The sequence below is a fragment of the Embleya sp. NBC_00896 genome, assembly GCF_045207785.1.
Classification (GTDB): Bacteria; Actinomycetota; Actinomycetes; order Streptomycetales; family Streptomycetaceae; genus Embleya.
On record NZ_CP108776.1, the window covers coordinates 3,505,423 to 3,521,598 of the forward strand.

Consider the following 16,176-nt stretch of genomic DNA (forward strand, 5'->3'; position numbering starts at 1 on the left):
ATCCGTGAGAGGGCGTGAAATCCGGTTCGATGAGTGCCAGTCGCGGACTTCCGGCCTCACAATGGCCTCCCAATCGCTCCGATTGGGCTCGATGACTCCCCCGCGATCTGGTAACTCTGTGTAGTTGAGCTCGCTTTGGTGGCCCAAATGCTCGAATGGCGGGGGCGCGTGCGTATTGCCCCTGCGGCTCGGCGGCCTGCAGGGCCCGGGCGAGCGCGGCCAGTCCCGCGTCGACCGTGACCGGGTTGTTGTCGTTCACTCGGCTCGCCCCAGCCCCCGCCCAGTCCGTGAATCGCGTGCTGCGCCACCTCGGCGGCTCGGGTGACGCCGTTCCCTCGTGCCGAGTTCGCCTTGGTGGGCTCTCTGGTAGTTCCGCAGACCCGGGTCGTGGATGTGGCCGATACTGACTTCGCGTGGTGTTCGGAGCGATCGCGCAAGGGTGGCCGACGGATCCTGAGGCACGCAAGCTGCTGCGTGAGTTCGCCATCAACGATCACTGGGTCGTTCGGCACGCTGCGGTCCGGGCAATCGGGCCGGGGTGGTCAGGGGACCCTGAAACGCGCACGTTCTTGTGGAAGTTCGCCGTCTCGGACGAAGAGGAGATCGTTCGACGGGTTGCGGTCGGGGCGCTTGCGCGGGGGTGGCCGGAGGATTCGGGGACGCTCGCGTTGTTGCGGGAGCGTGCCACGGCCGACGCTCACGAGGCTGTGAGGGCGGACGGGCCGATCTTGACCACTGCGACCCGGCCCCGGATGCCGAGCGGCCGGTGATGTGCCGCATCGATCGCCGCGTCCGTTCCGCGCCCGGCTGCAGCCGACGCGAACAGACGTACCAGCACAACCGACAGGAACGCGCCGCCGGCCACGACCAGCGGAACCAGCCACGGACGCGCACCGGAGTCCGCCACATGACGTGGGCGTCGCGGACGTCGGTCTTGGCCTGGCCCGGGTACAGGTCGGCTACGTACCGGCTGGAACGGCGGGTCCTGGCTCGCAACGAGCGCGGAGGGCTCCGCGAGGCTCGTTCTCGTGCCGTTTCATCGGCTCGGCCATGACAAGCCGAAGCCCGAATAGCGCGAGCGGGCCACCATTCGACCCATCGGAAAGTAGACTTGGAGGGGTCCCATGCACTTCACCATAATTGCCGGTCTCGCCCCGCGGCGATGAAAGATCGGGCCTGCGGAGTTGGCGCAGCACCGGAGCCGACTGGTCATGAGTCACCGAAGTCGAGGCGCCCACAGTCGGAGTCGTTGGAGAGGAATCCGCGTTGAGCAGCGTGCCCGACCACTCGCCGAATCACATGTTGCGCGGCACACCCGGGTTCGGTTTGCAATTGTGGCGGGCGACGCAGAGTCATGACGCCCTGGTCGCGGACTCGGTTGCCCAATCGGCTCCGGCGTCTCGGATGCCCGGGGGCATCACCCCGGACGACAGCTTCTACCGAACCGTGGTGGATGCCCGCGATGCGGACGAACTCAATCGCGCCGTCGCCGGCATGTTCAAGGCGTACACCGGCCGGAACGTCGCGGTGGACCTGACACCGAACGACGATGGCGCGGGAGCCGACCCCCTGTACGAGTCCAAGGTCCTCGCGATCACCGCGGGACATCAATGGGGCCTGACCCCCGGGAAACTGGCACCGGACAGCTATGGCATCGTCCCCACGAACTTGCCCGTCCTCGCCGTGCCCGGCCACAACAGCTATACGAACACGCTGGACGTCGCCTTCGACCCGCGCCACCGATTGTTCCGCGAGGGGCAGGAGTGGGTGGGCAAGTACGCCCGCCGCCTGGGACTGGACCGGAACGATCCGATCGTCTCACCCTTGCATGTCGGCCTGCACGAAAATGTGCACACGCCTGCCATGCGCCACGACCCGGCGCATACGTTCCTGCCCGACAAGCTGACGGCCGACCAAGCGAACGTGACAACGACCAAAGCGACTCTGAAAGGCTGGCTCGTCGCATCGGGAGCAACCGAAGCCGACGCTGCCAGGGCCGCCGAGCTCTGGCGACAGTTGGACCGGGTGGAACCCGATTCCGCCGAATACTCGTCCGCCGCGCAAGAACTGGGCCGGCTTGCCCCTGTCTTGTGGAATCGGGACCAGGCCCTGTTGACCTGGCACGCGCACCGGGAACTGCAGCGTTCGTCTCGACCCCATCCATCGGCAGAAGATCCTCGATGGGCGGAAGTGGACGACGCCCGTGTGCAATCGGACGTAAGCCCGTACGCCGCCGCCAACAAGCGGGAGGCTCTGGGTGAATCCGGTGTCGACGTCTCCCTGTTCGGTCACGACGCGAGTGATACGGCGAAGGTGTACGTCGACGCCTCACCCCTCGACCTCGACGCATTCGCGGACGCCGCCGACGGCCTGGTGGCCACCGCCGTGGACTTTGCCGGCCGGGTCGACCCGGCCACGGGGCGGGAACGGCGAGCCGCCCCCTCCCGCGCCGCGGCCTCGCGCGCCCATTCCTCGGGTGGCACCGACCCGGCAACGATCGCTGGCATGTCCGCCGGTGAGCGAAAAACCGCCACCCGGATGCCACGAACGAGTCTGCTCGCCGGGGCAACCGACGTCGCTCGAACGAACGGGACCCACACGGCACAAGTGCAGGCGCTGGCCGTGTTGCCCCTTCTCGCCGACACCTTCGGCCCCGTTGTTCGAACCTCCCCCGCACACGGTCGTGCTTCGGCCGCCGGCGGGTCTTCGCCGCTTCCCTCCCCCACCCTCCGAAATGAAGCAGGATTGGGATGCGAGTAGGACGCTTGGGTTGGGGTTCGGCGCACGACAACACGTCGCGAACCGCCGAGCGGTCACCGGTGCGGATACGGTGTCGCCCGACGCTGGGCGCCCCCATCTACTACCGGGTGCTCGTCTCCCGCAGGCCGATCGACACTGCACTCGCCGACCTCGCAGCGGACGTGACGTACGCGGACGCCCTGAGGGGCACGTTCCGCCTCCACGCCTGATGCTGCAGGCCCTTTCGGCCCTGGCATTGCCTCAGCGCCATCGTGGGCGGCGTGTCCGCCCGCACAATACGCAGCGTTATACCGTGCGGAGATGGTGGAAAGGACGAATCGGCCCGGGCTACCGTGATGCGCTCAGAATCCGGAGACGCGTCATGCGCGCTGACCTCGGTGATCTACTTCACTAACTCCCTGCGGGCAGCCGCGGTGGCACGGTGACCGGGGCGTTCGCTGGTGTGGTCAGCGTCCGCCACGCGTGGCACGGCGGACGATCTCTGCGAAGTCCGGCCGTGCGTCGGCTTCTTCGACGATCGCGGCGACGAGCGACACGCTGGTGGCGGTGGATCGCCGGCGGGCGGCGGCACTGTACGTGGCTTCGGTGTCGGTGAGGATCGCGCCGGGCACCGGCTCGATGCCCTGCACGCGCACGGACGGGTACGGGTGGCTGTATCCCTCGGTGCCGGTGCGTGAGCGTGCGGCGGTCGTGTTCGGGGGCGCGTTCGTGTCGGTCGCCGTAGCGGTGGCCGCTATGGCGTGGTGCCGGCGGGCGAGGGCGTCGTCGAGTGGGCCAGGGCGGTGCGTGCGGCGGTGACCAGTCGGCTCGCCGAGAGCCTGGCGTCGCCTGCGTGGGCGCCGACTGCGGCGCTGCGGGGGCGGTCCGTGCGCCGGACCCACGCGTCGGGCCCGGTAGTCGATGTCGGCGGCACTTCCGAGGTGGCGATTCGTGCCACGAGTTCGGGGTGAGAGCGCCGGCGACGAATGCTCCCCTGTGTTGGGCCTCCCACGCCACCGTCAGGGAGTCCACGTGTTCGGCCGCGTCAGAGGACCCGGTGCCCCGAAGCGGCACGAGGTACCGCCCGACAGACTCCAGCTTCACTACACTATGCACTCATCTGCATACATTGAGTGCTCGTCGGAGGAGGTCGTTCCTCCTGTCTGCTCGGCCTTCCGGTTCGCGGATGCCTTCCCCGGCCGCAGCGCCCGCCTACAGGCGACTGTCATCGCCGACGGCGGTACACGAGCCCCGGCGGATTGCCGGCAGGCCGCGGAACGACCGTCCGCAGCCCCGAAGTCCCCAGTGAGAAAACAACCGAGAGGTACATCCTCATGACCGAGGCATATTTCGCGTTCCAAAACCGGCCGGAGCCCGGCGAGTTCGTCATCAAGCTCACCGACCCCGCCAAGATCGACCACGCCAGAAAGATCCTGCTCGGGCAGGAGACACAGCGGGTGCACGTCCACGGAAGGATCATCAAGCGGCCCGAACCCTACAACCCGGGGTGGAGCTTCCACCTCGACCCGGCCACCATCGACTTCTTCGATATGGCCATCGAGGTGTGCGACGCGGGCATCCAGTACACCGAGGACCACCTGGACGAGGCGTGCGGGGCCTTCCTGCCCGGATGCCACTGGTGCCCGTGGGGCTCGACCCTCGTCCGCGAGGTCGGGGGTTCGCCGGGCAAAAAGATCGCCGACGGCTGGGCGGGGCTGAAGGACACCGCCTTCGCCGCGGGCATCGACGCCGCGTGCACCGTCCCGGGCAGTTCGACGGACCTGTACCTGTTCAAGGGCAACCAGTACCTGCGCTACCGCGCCACCGAGGAAAAGGTCACCTCCGGCCCCAAGGCCATCGCCGACGGCTGGCCCGGACTCAAGAGCACCGCCTTCGCCGACGGCATCGACGCCGCCTGCGCCACCCCGGGCAGGCCGTTGAACGTGTACCTGTTCAAGGGCTCCCAGTACGCGGAGTACCAGACCCCGGACGAGAAGATCACCGCCGGCCCGAAGGCCATCGCCCACACCTGGCAACTGGCCGAGGACTTCACCACCGGCCTCGACGAAGTCTGCCGCGTCCCCGGCCACGCCACCGACCTCTACTTCTTCAAGAAAGACCGATACGCACGCGGACGCTGACACTCCCGGCCTGTGGGACGAAGCCGTCACGCGCCACAGGCCAGGCGGTCCAGACGACGGCAACCGCCGAACGACAGGGCACATCGGCAGCCTGATGGTCAGCCTGCCGATGCGCCCTCACACAACGAATCCAACGCCCTGCGCCGCTCCGCGTTGGACCGGCCGGCGACGATGTCGTGGAAGGGGACGGGGAACCGCGCCCGGCGAGCCGCCCTGCGCGCCCAGATCGCCGAGATGCCGCCGTTTCGTCGGATCACCGGCCCGACGTCGGCGCAGCGGATCAAGTCCTGCCTGCGGGCGGCGCTGAACAAGGCCATCGCCGCCCGCAAGATCGTCTTCAACCCCGCCGTCCACGTCGAGGTCGCGCCCGCGACCCGGGCCCAGCCGCTCATGTGGACGCCCGAACGCGTCGCCACGTGGCGACGGACGGGGATCGTGCCCGGCAAAGTGATGGTGCGTCTGGAAGCGGGACGACAAGGTTCGGGGCCGGCGGCAGCCTCACCGAGGGCGATCCGGGCGCGCGTTGCATCCCCGCTCGGCTCCCCCGCACCGAGCGCCGACCGTCTGACCCACCGTCACCCCGCGTTCGACGCGAGGTGCCACTCGGGCTGCGGCGCCGCGTACACGAGCGCGTCCCGCCAGGCCGCCCGAAACTCCGGACCGACAGCAGGATCGAACGCCAACGCCATAGCGCTCGATCTGCAATGATTCTCAAATCGAGAATAACTACCCGCCTCAAGCAAGGAACCGCCAGTGAAACACCGTTCATGGGACGAATTGGCCGCCTACCGCGCCCGCGTGCGCGGCTGCATGCTCGGCGGAGCCATCGGCGACGCGCTGGGCAACCCCATCGAGTTCCTGTCCCTTGCCGCGATCCGGGCCAAGTACGGCCAAGCGGGCATCACCGACCTGGTCCCCGACAGCGACGGGGTGACCGGCCGGATCACCGACGACACCCAGATGACGCTCTTCACCGCCGAGGGCTACCTCCGGGCCTACCATCGGTCCAAGGCGAAGGGCATCGGTGGAGCCGAAACGACGCTGATACAACAGGCCTATCTGCGCTGGCTGGACACTCAGACACACCCCTCACCGCCGCCGACCGAAGACACCCGGCACCGCACCGGATGGTTGCGCCAGGAACCTTGGCTGTACGCGCGGCGCGCCCCTGGCAACGCATGCCTGTCCGGCCTGCGCCAGGCATACATCCCGGTCCGGGACGGCAAGTTCGACGGGACTCCGGGGCCGGTGAACCCCGACTCCAAGGGCTGCGGATCGGTCATGCGCTCCGCGCCGTTCGGCTTCACCGACGTCGGGGTCCAATCGGCCTTCGAACTCGCCGCCACCTGTGCCCGGATCACCCACGGCCACCCCACCGGCTACTACGCCGCAGGAGCCTTCGCCGTCATCGTCAGGCACCTGATCGACGGCGAGTCGATGGAGGCCGCCGTCCTGCGGACCCTGCGTCTGCTGGCGCGCTACGACGGTCACGAGGAGACGACGGTCGCCCTGCGCAAGGCCGTGGATCTCGCGGACGACGGCGAGGCAACCTCGGAGAAGCTGGAGACCCTGGGCGCCGGCTGGATCGCCGAAGAAGCCTTGGCCATCGCGGTCTATGCGGTACTGGCGCGCCCTCCGCACCAGACGTTGCACGTCGGCCAACAGGGCGCCCAGAGCCATCCGAACCCGCCACGCACTCCCATCGAGGCCGCCTTCCTGCTCTCCGTCAACCACTCCGGCGACAGCGACTCCACCGGCGCCATCTGCGGCAACCTGCTCGGAGCCCTGCACGGCGACGTGCGTATGCCGCACGCCTGGCTCGCGCAGATCGAGGGGCGTTCGGCGATCGCCACGATCGCGGACGACTTCGCGGCCGAAGTAAATCCGGGCGAGCAACGCCCCTGGAACTACTGATCCAGGGCCAATACCGGTGATTAGGTCTTGCTCCGCTTGGTCGGTGACACGGCGGTGGACGATCCTCAGGGTGCGGACGAAGGACATCCGGTCGGGATAGGCCGCGGGTGGGGCTTCAGCGTCGGTGGCGGGGCTTCGCGTGCCGGCGCACTCGTTTGGTTACTCGGACCAGGCGGTCTCGCGGCGCCAGTACCCGGCGGATGCGCTCGCGCACGGGGATTCGTGCGGCGCTCGCACCGCGTTCCTCGACCCGTCGGGCGAAGCCGCCCGGAACACAGGCCGCCCGGGTCTCGTCGGCGAGCTTGTCCACCGAGGCCAGCACGGTTCCGTACAACTCCCAGCGGTCGGGGTTCTCGATCGTGTCGGCGAGCAGGATCGCCTCCGTGCGGCGGCGGTCCGCCTCGGCCTGCTCCTGCCGTTCCCGCAGGATCTCCTCGGCGCGTTCGATCGCCCCGGGATGCTCCTGGCCCTGGCTGACGACGAGGTATCCGTACGCCGAGAACAAGGCGGCGAGCGCGTGGAAGAGGCTGCGCAGCGACTCTGCGGTGGCGCGAGGGACAAGCGTGCGGTCCTCGTCGTCCTGGTACAGCTGGGTGAGCGACCGGCAGACCGTGCGCAAGGCCACCGCGCTGATCTCCAGCGCGTCGAGTCCGCTGCGCAGGGCCAGCACCGTGAACGACACGCGTCGGCCGCGGGGGTTGAGTCGGGTGCCCTCCTCGGCCGTGGACAGCGTCGCGTCGACCCGCACGATGTCCCGGTCGATGCGCCGGGCCTCCTCCAGCCAGGCCACCGTGCGCGCGTGGGGGACCTCGACTGTGATCTCGCGCGCCATCTTGTCCAGCAACCGGCTCAGCGCCCCGATCGCGTCCATCACCGCCTCGTTCGCCGGGCGAACATGCACTGGTGGGGCCAGGAGGAGCGAGAAGGCCATACCGACGGCGGCGCCGATCAGGGTCTCCGCGATCCGGTCCCACGCGGTGTCGGCCACCTGGCTGACGCCGAGCACGATCATCGCGCTGATCGCGACCTCGTTGACCGAGTCCTCCAGACGGGCGAGGTGGCCGATGCCGAGCGAGGCCACCAGGAGGAGCGCCAGGCTCCACCAGTTCAGGCCGACGGCCTCGCTGAACAGGACCGCGATCAGCACACCGGCCACCACGCTGGCCACTCGCCGCAGGCCGTTGGTCAAGGTCGCGTAGGCGGTGACCTGTACGACGAGCAGGGCGGTGAGCGGCGCCAGGATCGGCTGCGAGTTCTCGGTCAGCCACACCCCGGCCACGTAGGCCACCACCGCCGCGACGGTGGTGCGCAGCACCTGGGCCGCGAGGGAGGTCTCGGTTTCCTTGACCTTCGCCAGTCTCGCGACCAGTTCGGCTTCCGACGGCACTCGGCCTCGCTCGACTCGACCCAGCGGCACGCGATGTGATCGACCGCGCGTCGGATGAGCCGGACTCGGCGCCCGGTACCCATCCCAGGAGAGCATTCACCGCGCGAGCGGCGACTACGCGCGGCGAACGGGCGATGCGTCAGGCCCGCGTGAACATCCTTGGCATGCGCATGAGCGGGATCGGCCGGCCGTTCTCGACGTTCCACGCCTCCAGCCCGTTGAGCGCCCCGAGCAGCAGCGCCACCAGGCCCGCGACCACCACGGCGGGCATCAGCGGCGCGCATACCGCCAGCACGACCGCGAGCATCCCGAATCCGAAGCGCAGCGTGCCGGCCGCGCCGAACATCTGCCAGCGCGAGTAGCAGAAGGTGAGCAGGAACAGCGCGACGCCGGGCGCGAGCAGCAGCGCCGGGGTGCCCGACGGCGCGTCCATCGGGTGCGCGATCGCCTTCTTCAGGCCCACCGCCACGCAGATGATCGAGGTGACATACGAGGCGTGGCAGTACGTGAAGATTTCGCGCACGATGCGAGACTGCTTGGGGTCGGTCTCCAGGCTGTGTCGCGCGGCCGGGGCGCCGTAGTGGAAGTATGTCCACCACAGCGCCAGGATCAGGACGAAACCAATCACCAGCATGGCCAGCCGAGGCACGGTGAACGGGTACTCGGAGGACTGCGTGCCGACCGCCATCACGGTCTCGCCCAGCGCGATGATCAGGAACAGCCCGAAGCGCTCGGGCAGGTGCGAGGTCTCGAACCGCACGCCGTCCAGCTTGTCGCTGAGCACCACCCAGCCGCCGATCTCGACGACCGCGGCGGCCGACCAGGCGGCCACCCGTCCGGGGCCCTCGAGGACCGCGCCGAGCACGAGCAGCGGCCCGGCCACCGCCAGCGCGCAGGTGAACGGATTCCACGTGTTGCCCCGAAACGCCGGCCGGCTGCGCAGCGCGATCCACAGCAGCGTGCGGAGCACGACATACGCGACGGCGAACAGCGTCGCGCCGCCGCGGTCCCCGGTCTCGTACGCCCTCGGGATGCCGACCGCCATCACCAGGCCGCAGCCGCCCAGGGCGAACAGCGTGAACCGGACCTTGGCGGTGTCGACCGCGTCGCCGGCGGTGTTGCCCAGCACGGTCGCGCCGACCCAGCACCACCACAGCGGCACGACCAGGAGCAGGGCCTTGGCCGCACCGCCGACACCGTGCGAGTAGGCGAGCGAGGTGGCGAGTTGCGTGACCGCGAACACCCAGACCACGTCGAAGAACAGTTCGCCCCAGGTGACCTTCTGTTCGCGGCCTTCGGATTCCCCGGACTCGCGGGACTCGGCCGTCCCCGGTATCTCGACCGTGGCTGTTTCGGCCACTTCAGCTGATTCATCCGACCCGCCCACCTGTGCGCTCATACCCCGCCCGCTCACCTGAGGATCAATCAGCTTTGCGTTCCGGAGGATAGAGGAAGCAGTTCGCCGCCGACGCGGCCTGGGCCGGACACGGCGTGGGGGTGGTTCGTTGGTGGCCGATATTTAGGTGTTTGCGTGATTTGCTGGCTCTTGTTTCGACGCTCGCGCCGGGCCACACGAGATGAGGGCTCCATGCACTGCCGACCGATGCTGCTCGTCGCCGCCATCGCCACCGCGTTGGCGCTGGGCGGGTGCGGCGATGACGACGACAGTGCGCCGTCCGTCCGCGCGCCCTCGATCACCGCGCCGGCCACGGTCGCCAACTGCGCCGAGCCCGGGCTCACCCAGGACCAATGGCTCAGGCTCTGCGGGCCGGCGTCCGGGAACACCCGGGCGCCGGGGCGGTCCTACTCGGCGCCGGTGGGCGGGTGGGTACAGATGCCGGGCGACATCGTGCTGTCCGTCTCGCGGGTCGAGGCGACGCCGATCGAGGGGACGGGCGGGCCCGGGTCCACGCCGTGCGTGGTGACGCTCACGGTCACGAACAGGTCGTCGGCTCCCTACGACGTGTCGGGCATCGTCATCCGGGAAATGAGCGGCACCTCGGGCGGCGGCCGAGCCGAGCGGATCACGCACAGCCAACTCGACCACCAAGAGCTCACCGGCTTGATCGCGCCGGGCACGAGCACGTTCACCAATCAACTCTTCAATGTCCCGAACGAAATCCTCGAGGGCTTCCGTGTCGTCGTCGGGCTTCAGCCGACTCCCGGGACCGTCCCCGACGCGACGTTCACGGGGGCCCTCATCCCAAGCGCGACTCCGACGACCGCCACCAGCACCCCGTAACGGCCGGAAGGTTCCGCCGCGCTCGAAACGCGGGAGCAGGAGCAGGAGCGGAAACGGGAGCAGAAACGGGAGCAGAGCGGATATGCCCGTCGTACCCCGGCCCAGGCCGCCGAGGACGAAGCCGTTCCGGCCGGCCGTTCGCCCGGCCGGCTGCTCGGCCGACCGCCGATCAGTCCTCGACGGCCTCGACGGCCTCGTCCGCCTCGACGGCCTCGATGGCCTCGACCCGGTGCAGGTCGTTGCGCGAGGTGACGCCGAGCTTGGGATACGCCTTGTAGAGGTGGTGGCCCACGGTGCGCGGGCTCAGGAAGAGCTGGGCCGCGATGTCCTTGTTCGACAGACCCTGTGCGGCCAGCCGGACCACGTGCAGCTCCTGTGAGGTCAGGCTGCCGGTCGCGCCCGTGTGTCGTGGCCGGGAGGCGACGGTCGCGCCGAGTTCGGTGCCCGCGCGCTCCGTCCACGGCACCGCGCCGATGTCCTCGAAGACCGCCTGGGCATCACGCAGATGGCGGCGGGCGTCGGAGCTGCGGCGATTGCGGCGGAGCCATTCCCCGTACAGCAGGGCGGTGCGGGCCTGGTCGAACGGGCGGATGTCCCGGGCGTGCAGCCGCAGGGCCGTCCGGTAGTGGAACTCGGCCTCGGCGTCCGACGCCAGGAGCGCGCGCCCGCGGGCGGCGAGCGCCTCCACGCACGGGCGACGGGCGGTCCGCGCCCACGCTTCCAGGCGGGCGAGCGGCGCCTCGGCGTGCTCCGGCCGGCCGCTGCGCACCGACGCCTCGATCAGGTCCGCCGCGCTGCGCATGACGAGGACCAGGTAGCGGGCCGAGCCGGCGGCGAGTGTGATCCAGCGGTCCTGGGCCGCCTCGATCCGGCCGTAGCCGAGGTCGAGGAGGGCGAGCGCGTGCGGCCCGCCGATGCTGCCCGGGCCTTCGCCGTCGACGGTCTCGGTGGCCCTGGCGTCCCTGGCGAAGGTGCGGCAACGCTCCTCGTCGCCCTCGATCGCGGCCACGATGGCGAGTACGCCGTTGGCCTGATCGCTCCACAGCGAGCTGCCGGTCGCGCCCTCGATCCGCAGCAACTCCTCTGCGGAGGCGGCGGCTTCGCGGTATCGGCCGAGCAGGATCTCGGTCGTGGCCTGGGCCGCCAGGATCTTGGGGAGCCGGCCGATGTCGCCGCGGGCCCGGGCCTCGGCGGCCGCCGTCCGGGCGATGTCGTAGGCCTCGCGGTCCTGGCCGACGATCAGGGCCACCCCGACCACCGTGGCCACGTCGTCGAGGGTGTCGTGTCGGCCGTGTGCCGCGGCGAGGTCGGGCAGGTCGTCGGCCGGGTCCGGCGGTTGTCCCGTGGCCAGATCGATGATGGCGCGCGCGACGTCGAAGACGGGCCGATCGTCGTGGCGCAGGCGTGGTCGCAGTACGGCGATCCGGTGGCCGACCTGGGCGAGCAGTCGCTCGTCGGCGATGTGCCAGGCGCTGTGGGTGGCCTCGATCAGCAGCCGGCCCGCGCGCAGCGGTTGGTCGGGCGCGACCAGGCCGGCCCCCTCGATCAGCAGCCGGGCCGCGTCGCCGTGGGCGCCCTGGGCGATCCGAAGGCCCGCCCTGATCCGGTTCGCGCGGGCGCGCTGCTCGCGGTCGACGGTGCGGGCGGCGGCCCGCTTCAACAGCTGCCGGACCCGTTCGAAGTCGCCGACCTCGAAGGCCGATTCGGCGGCCAGGGTGAGTCTGCGGGCCTCGGCGTCGGGGTCCGTGCTCAGCTGGGCCGCGCGCTCGTAGGCGGCCACGGCGGAGGCGGTCCCGCGGCGTTCGCGGGCCCGGGTGGCGCTGTCCTCCAACTCGGTCGCGACGAGTTCGTTGGGGGCGGTGGCGGCGGCGCCGAGATGCCACGCGCGCTGGTCGGCCTGGCTGCGCGGATCCAGGGTGCGGCAGAACGCGTCGTGCGTGGCCAGCCGCTGCGCGAGGGGCAGCCCGTCGTGGATGGCGGCGCGTACCAGCGGGTGGCGGAAGTCGACGACCTCGCCGTTGGCGCGGATCAGCCCGGCGGCCATCGCGGGGTCCAGCGCGTCCGGGCCGACCCCCAGATAGGCGGCGGCCCGCAGGATCACGTGCAGGTCGTCGGTGCCGGCCAGCGCGGCCACCCCCAGGACGGTCCGGGTGGCCGCGGGCATCCGGCTCACCTCGCCGTGGAAGGCCCGCCGCAGCCGGTCGGTCAGCGGCAGCGCGCCGGGCGCGGCGCCCGCCCCGCCGAACCGCTCGGACTCGACGGCGGCCGGGAGTTCGAGCAGCGCGAGCGGATTGCCCTGGGCCTCGGCGAGGACCCGAAGCCGGATCCCGGGTTCGAGGACGCGGCCCCCTCCGTCCAGCAGCGCGGCCGCGGCGCCCGGGGTCAGCGCGTCAACCCGGATCTCGGTCAGGCCCGCCGCGGCGAAGCCGGTGTCCCGGGCCGCGAACACGAGCGCGACCCCCTCGGCGTGCAGGCGTCTGGCCGCGAACAACAGGGCCTCGGCCGAGGCCCGGTCCAGCCAGTGCGCGTCGTCGACCAGGCACACCAGCGGCCCGTCCTCGGCGAGCTCGGCCAGCAGCGACAGCACCGCGAGGCCGACCAGGAGCCGGTCCCCGGGCCCGCCGCCGACCAGGCCGAACGCGGCCTGTAGGGCCAGTCGTTGCGGTTCCGGCAGATCCGGGATCCGGTCCAGGCCCGGCCCGAGCAGCAGATGCAGGCCCGAGAACGGGAGTTCCATCTCCGACTCGATGCCGGTGCCGCGCAGCACCCGAAGGCCGTCGGCGGCGTCGGCTGCGTAGTCGACCAGGGCGGTCTTGCCGACCCCGGCCGCCCCCCGCATCACGAGGGCTCCACTGCCACCTTCGCGGACCCGTGCCAACAGCCTGTCGATCGTCGACTGCTCGGTGTCCCGACCGATGAGCATGATCCGCGACAGTACAGGAGGTGATCCGTCCGAACGAGGCCCCCTTCGGGCGCCCTGGGCACCGGCCACGTGCTCGACTCCCTGGTCGGATCCGGGATTCGCCGGGCATGCCGACGGGCACCGCCCGAGTCCGGTTCGAGCCTCGTCGATCGATGGCCGCAGCGGCGCGCGGACCCCCGGGAGCGGGCGGGTCGCGCCGGGTCGGTGTCGGCCGGGCGGAGCTTGGCCGGGGGGGGGTACTCGCGCAGGGTGATCGCGGTGGCGGCCGTGCTGGTCATCTTGTCGAGCAGGCGCGGTCGTTCCCGTCGGTGCGCTCCTTCGGCCCGTCCCGCCGTCAGGGATTCACGCGGTGCGAGGTGGCTCGATCGGGATCGCGGGGTCGTCCGCCCCGGCGGAGGCGGCGGCCGTGAGGTTCTCCTCGAAGGCGCCGAGCAGGCGCAGGGCCGCGGCCTCGTCGGCGGCGGTCATCGAACCGAGCGTGGTCTCCTCCAGTTGCCGCCAGACCTCCTCGACCTCGTGGCGCAGGGCCCGGCTCGCGATCGTGGGCTCGATGACCACGACGCGGCGGTCGTACGGGCAGGCCGCCCGGCGGACGAAGCCGGCCTTCTGCAGTCGTTGGACCATGCGCGTCACGGTGGCCGGATCGGAGTCGAGGGTGCGGACCAGGTCGACCTGGCGCTGCGGGCCGGCCTCCCACAGGCGCATCATCAGCAGCTCCTGGCCGGGATACAGGCCGGTGCGGCGCAGCAGGTGGCCCGCGTACATCCGGTGCAGCCGGGACACCCGGAAGAGCGCGTGGCTGACCGGGCCGCCACGGGTCGCGGCCTCGGCCTCGGCGCAGTCGCCGCCGGGCTGCTCGACGGGCTGCTCGATGGACTCCTCGGTGGACTGCTGGATCGGCTGCCGGATGGGCTCCTCGACGGGCGCTTCGCTCGGGGTGTCCGCTCGCTCCATGTGTCCGCTCTCCATGTGGTTGTCCGGGCACTCAAGTCTATGTACCGCCATCCACAAGGGCTCCGGGAAGAATCCGCGACAAGTCCTTGTTCGAGCAAGCAATGTCATCGGCGCACCCCGATCGGGCGCGCGGCCGGTGGTCACCACTCGAGGAGGGCGAGCCCATGCAGTTCGGAGTCTTCACCGTCGGAGACGTCACGACCGACCCCACCACCGGCCGGACGCCGACCGAACACGAGCGGATCAAGGCGATGGTCGCGATCGCGCGCAAGACCGAGGAGGTCGGGCTGGATGTGTTCGCGACGGGAGAACACCACAATCCGCCGTTCGTGCCGTCGTCGCCGACGACGCTGCTCGGGTACATAGCCGCGCACACCGAGCGGATCGTGTTGTCCACGTCGACGACGCTGATCACCACGAACGACCCGGTGAAGATCGCCGAGGACTACGCGATGCTCCAGCATCTGGCGGACGGGCGGGTCGACCTGATGATGGGGCGTGGGAACACCGGTCCGGTGTATCCGTGGTTCGGTCAGGACATCCGCCAGGGCATCCCGCTCGCGATCGAGAACTACGCGCTCCTGCACCGGCTCTGGCGTGAGGAAGTGGTGGACTGGGAGGGGAAGTTCCGGACGCCGCTCCAGGGCTTCACCTCGACGCCGCGGCCGTTGGACGGCGTCCCGCCGTTCGTGTGGCACGGCTCGATCCGCAGCCCCGAGATCGCCGAGCAGGCCGCCTACTACGGCGACGGGTTCTTCGCGAACAACATCTTCTGGCCGAAGGAGCACTTCGTCCGGCTGATCAACCTGTACCGGGACCGCTTCGCGCACTACGGCCACGGCACCCGTGAGCAGGCCATCGTCGGTCTCGGCGGGCAGGTGTTCATGCGGCGCAACTCGCAGGACGCGCGGCACGACTTCCGGCCACACTTCAACGCGTCGGCCGTGTATCGGGGTTCGTCGATGGAGGACGTCCTGGAGCAGACGCCGCTGACCGTGGGCAGCCCGCAGGAGGTCATCGACAAGACGCTGACCTTCCGGGACACCTTCGGCGACTACCAGCGGCAGTTGTTCGTGCTCGACGGCGGCGGGCTCGCGCTGCCGTCCGTATTGGAGCAGATAGAGATGCTCGGCGAGGAGGTCGTCCCGGTGCTGCGCAAGGAACTCGCCGTCGGCCGGCCCACCGACGTTCCGGCCGCACCGACGCACGCGGCCCTGGTCGCCCGGAAGGGTCGCTGACGGCGGCGGCCTCGGTCGCGACCGGTCCATGCCCCTACGACTCCGCGCGCCGGGAGGGGTGCGCGGGGCGTTCGGGGGCTCCTGCCGGCCACGATCCGAGTGTTCGTGGCGGGCGTCGGGCTCAGCGGGCGCCGGTGGTGACTCCGGCGTCCGCCTCGACCCGGGCGTCGTACTCGGCGCGGGACTCGGCGATCTGCTCCTGGTGCTCCTCGGTCCAGGTGACCAGCGAGCGGATCGTGGTGTGCAGCGTGGTGCCCATCGGCGTCAGCGCGTAGTCCACCCGCGGCGGCACGACCGGGTAGACCGTCCGGTGCACGAGGCCGTCGCGCTCAAGCTGGCGCAGTGTCACGGTCAGCATGCGCTGGCTGATCCCGTCGATCTCGCGGCGCAGCTCGGTGAACCGCAGCGTGCGGGTCTCCAGGATCGCGATCACCAGGAGCGACCACTTGTCGGCGACGCGGTCGAGGATCTGCCGCACCTCGCACCCCTCGCGCACGTCCCACTGCAGGGCGTCGTAGTCGGCGTGGTTACTCACGCAGGGGGTCGGTGACTTCAAAGTGCCTTCTTCCATGAACGTCGATGCTGCCGAAGGATGGGGTCGGTTACAAGAGGGAACCGGGTTCTTTCGGAGAACCGAT

At 70.4% G+C, this 16,176-nt stretch carries 15 protein-coding genes; 8 read left to right on the forward strand and 7 right to left on the reverse strand.

Annotation, left to right across the window (positions count from 1 at the left end):
* Positions 1 to 416: 416 nt before the first annotated feature.
* On the forward strand, positions 417 to 770 hold the full coding sequence (locus tag OG928_RS15835) for a HEAT repeat domain-containing protein (protein WP_406291006.1): 354 nt from the start codon (positions 417 to 419) through the stop codon (positions 768 to 770).
* Here the strand turns inward: OG928_RS15835 and OG928_RS15840 are convergent.
* Positions 698 to 907 carry a hypothetical protein gene (locus OG928_RS15840; protein WP_406291335.1) on the reverse strand — a complete coding sequence of 70 codons (210 nt, stop codon included), beginning with the start codon at positions 905 to 907 and terminating at the stop codon, positions 698 to 700. The two genes, OG928_RS15835 and OG928_RS15840, sit on opposite strands and share 73 nt — an antisense overlap.
* A gap of 359 nt (positions 908 to 1,266) precedes the next feature.
* Between OG928_RS15840 and OG928_RS15845 the strand changes: the two genes are divergently transcribed.
* Complete coding sequence (locus tag OG928_RS15845) at positions 1,267 to 2,760, forward strand: hypothetical protein (RefSeq protein ID WP_406284162.1); 1,494 nt, start codon at positions 1,267 to 1,269, stop codon at positions 2,758 to 2,760.
* On the forward strand, positions 2,751 to 2,969 hold the full coding sequence (locus tag OG928_RS15850; protein WP_406284164.1) for a hypothetical protein: 219 nt from the start codon (positions 2,751 to 2,753) through the stop codon (positions 2,967 to 2,969). Before OG928_RS15845 ends, OG928_RS15850 begins: the two co-directional genes overlap by 10 nt.
* A gap of 237 nt (positions 2,970 to 3,206) precedes the next feature.
* Here the strand turns inward: OG928_RS15850 and OG928_RS15855 are convergent, their stop codons facing one another.
* Positions 3,207 to 3,389, reverse strand: coding sequence for a hypothetical protein (locus OG928_RS15855; protein ID WP_406284165.1), 183 nt, complete (start codon positions 3,387 to 3,389; stop codon positions 3,207 to 3,209).
* 684 nt (positions 3,390 to 4,073) lie between these two features.
* Between OG928_RS15855 and OG928_RS15860 the strand changes: the two genes are divergently transcribed.
* The 3 genes from OG928_RS15860 (at position 4,074) to OG928_RS15870 (ending at position 6,794) form a co-directional block, all read left to right on the forward strand.
* Positions 4,074 to 4,880: a hemopexin repeat-containing protein gene (locus OG928_RS15860; RefSeq protein WP_406284167.1), complete on the forward strand. Its 807-nt coding sequence runs from the start codon at positions 4,074 to 4,076 to the stop codon at positions 4,878 to 4,880.
* Positions 4,881 to 5,051: 171 nt separating this feature from the next.
* On the forward strand, positions 5,052 to 5,588 hold the full coding sequence (locus OG928_RS15865) for a hypothetical protein (protein ID WP_406284169.1): 537 nt from the start codon (positions 5,052 to 5,054) through the stop codon (positions 5,586 to 5,588).
* A 45-nt stretch (positions 5,589 to 5,633) separates the two neighbouring features.
* The gene (locus OG928_RS15870; RefSeq protein ID WP_406284171.1) at positions 5,634 to 6,794 is read left to right on the forward strand and encodes an ADP-ribosylglycohydrolase family protein; all 1,161 of its coding nucleotides are present in this window, start codon (positions 5,634 to 5,636) and stop codon (positions 6,792 to 6,794) included.
* Between the two features lie 115 nt (positions 6,795 to 6,909).
* Here the strand turns inward: OG928_RS15870 and OG928_RS15875 are convergent, their stop codons facing one another.
* Together OG928_RS15875 and OG928_RS15880 are read right to left on the reverse strand one after the other, a co-directional pair.
* On the reverse strand, positions 6,910 to 8,181 hold the full coding sequence (locus tag OG928_RS15875; RefSeq protein ID WP_406284173.1) for an FUSC family protein: 1,272 nt from the start codon (positions 8,179 to 8,181) through the stop codon (positions 6,910 to 6,912).
* 139 nt (positions 8,182 to 8,320) lie between these two features.
* Positions 8,321 to 9,541, reverse strand: coding sequence for a low temperature requirement protein A (locus OG928_RS15880; RefSeq protein ID WP_406284174.1), 1,221 nt, complete (start codon positions 9,539 to 9,541; stop codon positions 8,321 to 8,323).
* A 228-nt stretch (positions 9,542 to 9,769) separates the two neighbouring features.
* Between OG928_RS15880 and OG928_RS15885 the strand changes: the two genes are divergently transcribed.
* Positions 9,770 to 10,423 (forward strand): hypothetical protein, encoded by a 654-nt coding sequence (locus tag OG928_RS15885; RefSeq protein ID WP_406284175.1) that lies wholly within the window; start codon positions 9,770 to 9,772, stop codon positions 10,421 to 10,423.
* A gap of 169 nt (positions 10,424 to 10,592) precedes the next feature.
* Here the strand turns inward: OG928_RS15885 and OG928_RS15890 are convergent, their stop codons facing one another.
* Positions 10,593 to 13,346, reverse strand: a complete 2,754-nt coding sequence (locus tag OG928_RS15890) for an ATP-binding protein (RefSeq protein WP_406284177.1) — start codon at positions 13,344 to 13,346, stop codon at positions 10,593 to 10,595.
* A 342-nt stretch (positions 13,347 to 13,688) separates the two neighbouring features.
* On the reverse strand, positions 13,689 to 14,300 hold the full coding sequence (locus OG928_RS15895) for a MarR family winged helix-turn-helix transcriptional regulator (protein WP_406284179.1): 612 nt from the start codon (positions 14,298 to 14,300) through the stop codon (positions 13,689 to 13,691).
* Positions 14,301 to 14,464: 164 nt separating this feature from the next.
* Here OG928_RS15895 and OG928_RS15900 point away from each other — a divergent pair, with 164 nt between their 5' ends.
* Positions 14,465 to 15,538 (forward strand): LLM class flavin-dependent oxidoreductase, encoded by a 1,074-nt coding sequence (locus OG928_RS15900; protein ID WP_406284180.1) that lies wholly within the window; start codon positions 14,465 to 14,467, stop codon positions 15,536 to 15,538.
* 121 nt (positions 15,539 to 15,659) lie between these two features.
* Here the strand turns inward: OG928_RS15900 and OG928_RS15905 are convergent, their stop codons facing one another.
* Positions 15,660 to 16,109 (reverse strand): winged helix-turn-helix transcriptional regulator, encoded by a 450-nt coding sequence (locus OG928_RS15905; protein WP_406284182.1) that lies wholly within the window; start codon positions 16,107 to 16,109, stop codon positions 15,660 to 15,662.
* Positions 16,110 to 16,176 lie beyond the last annotated feature (67 nt).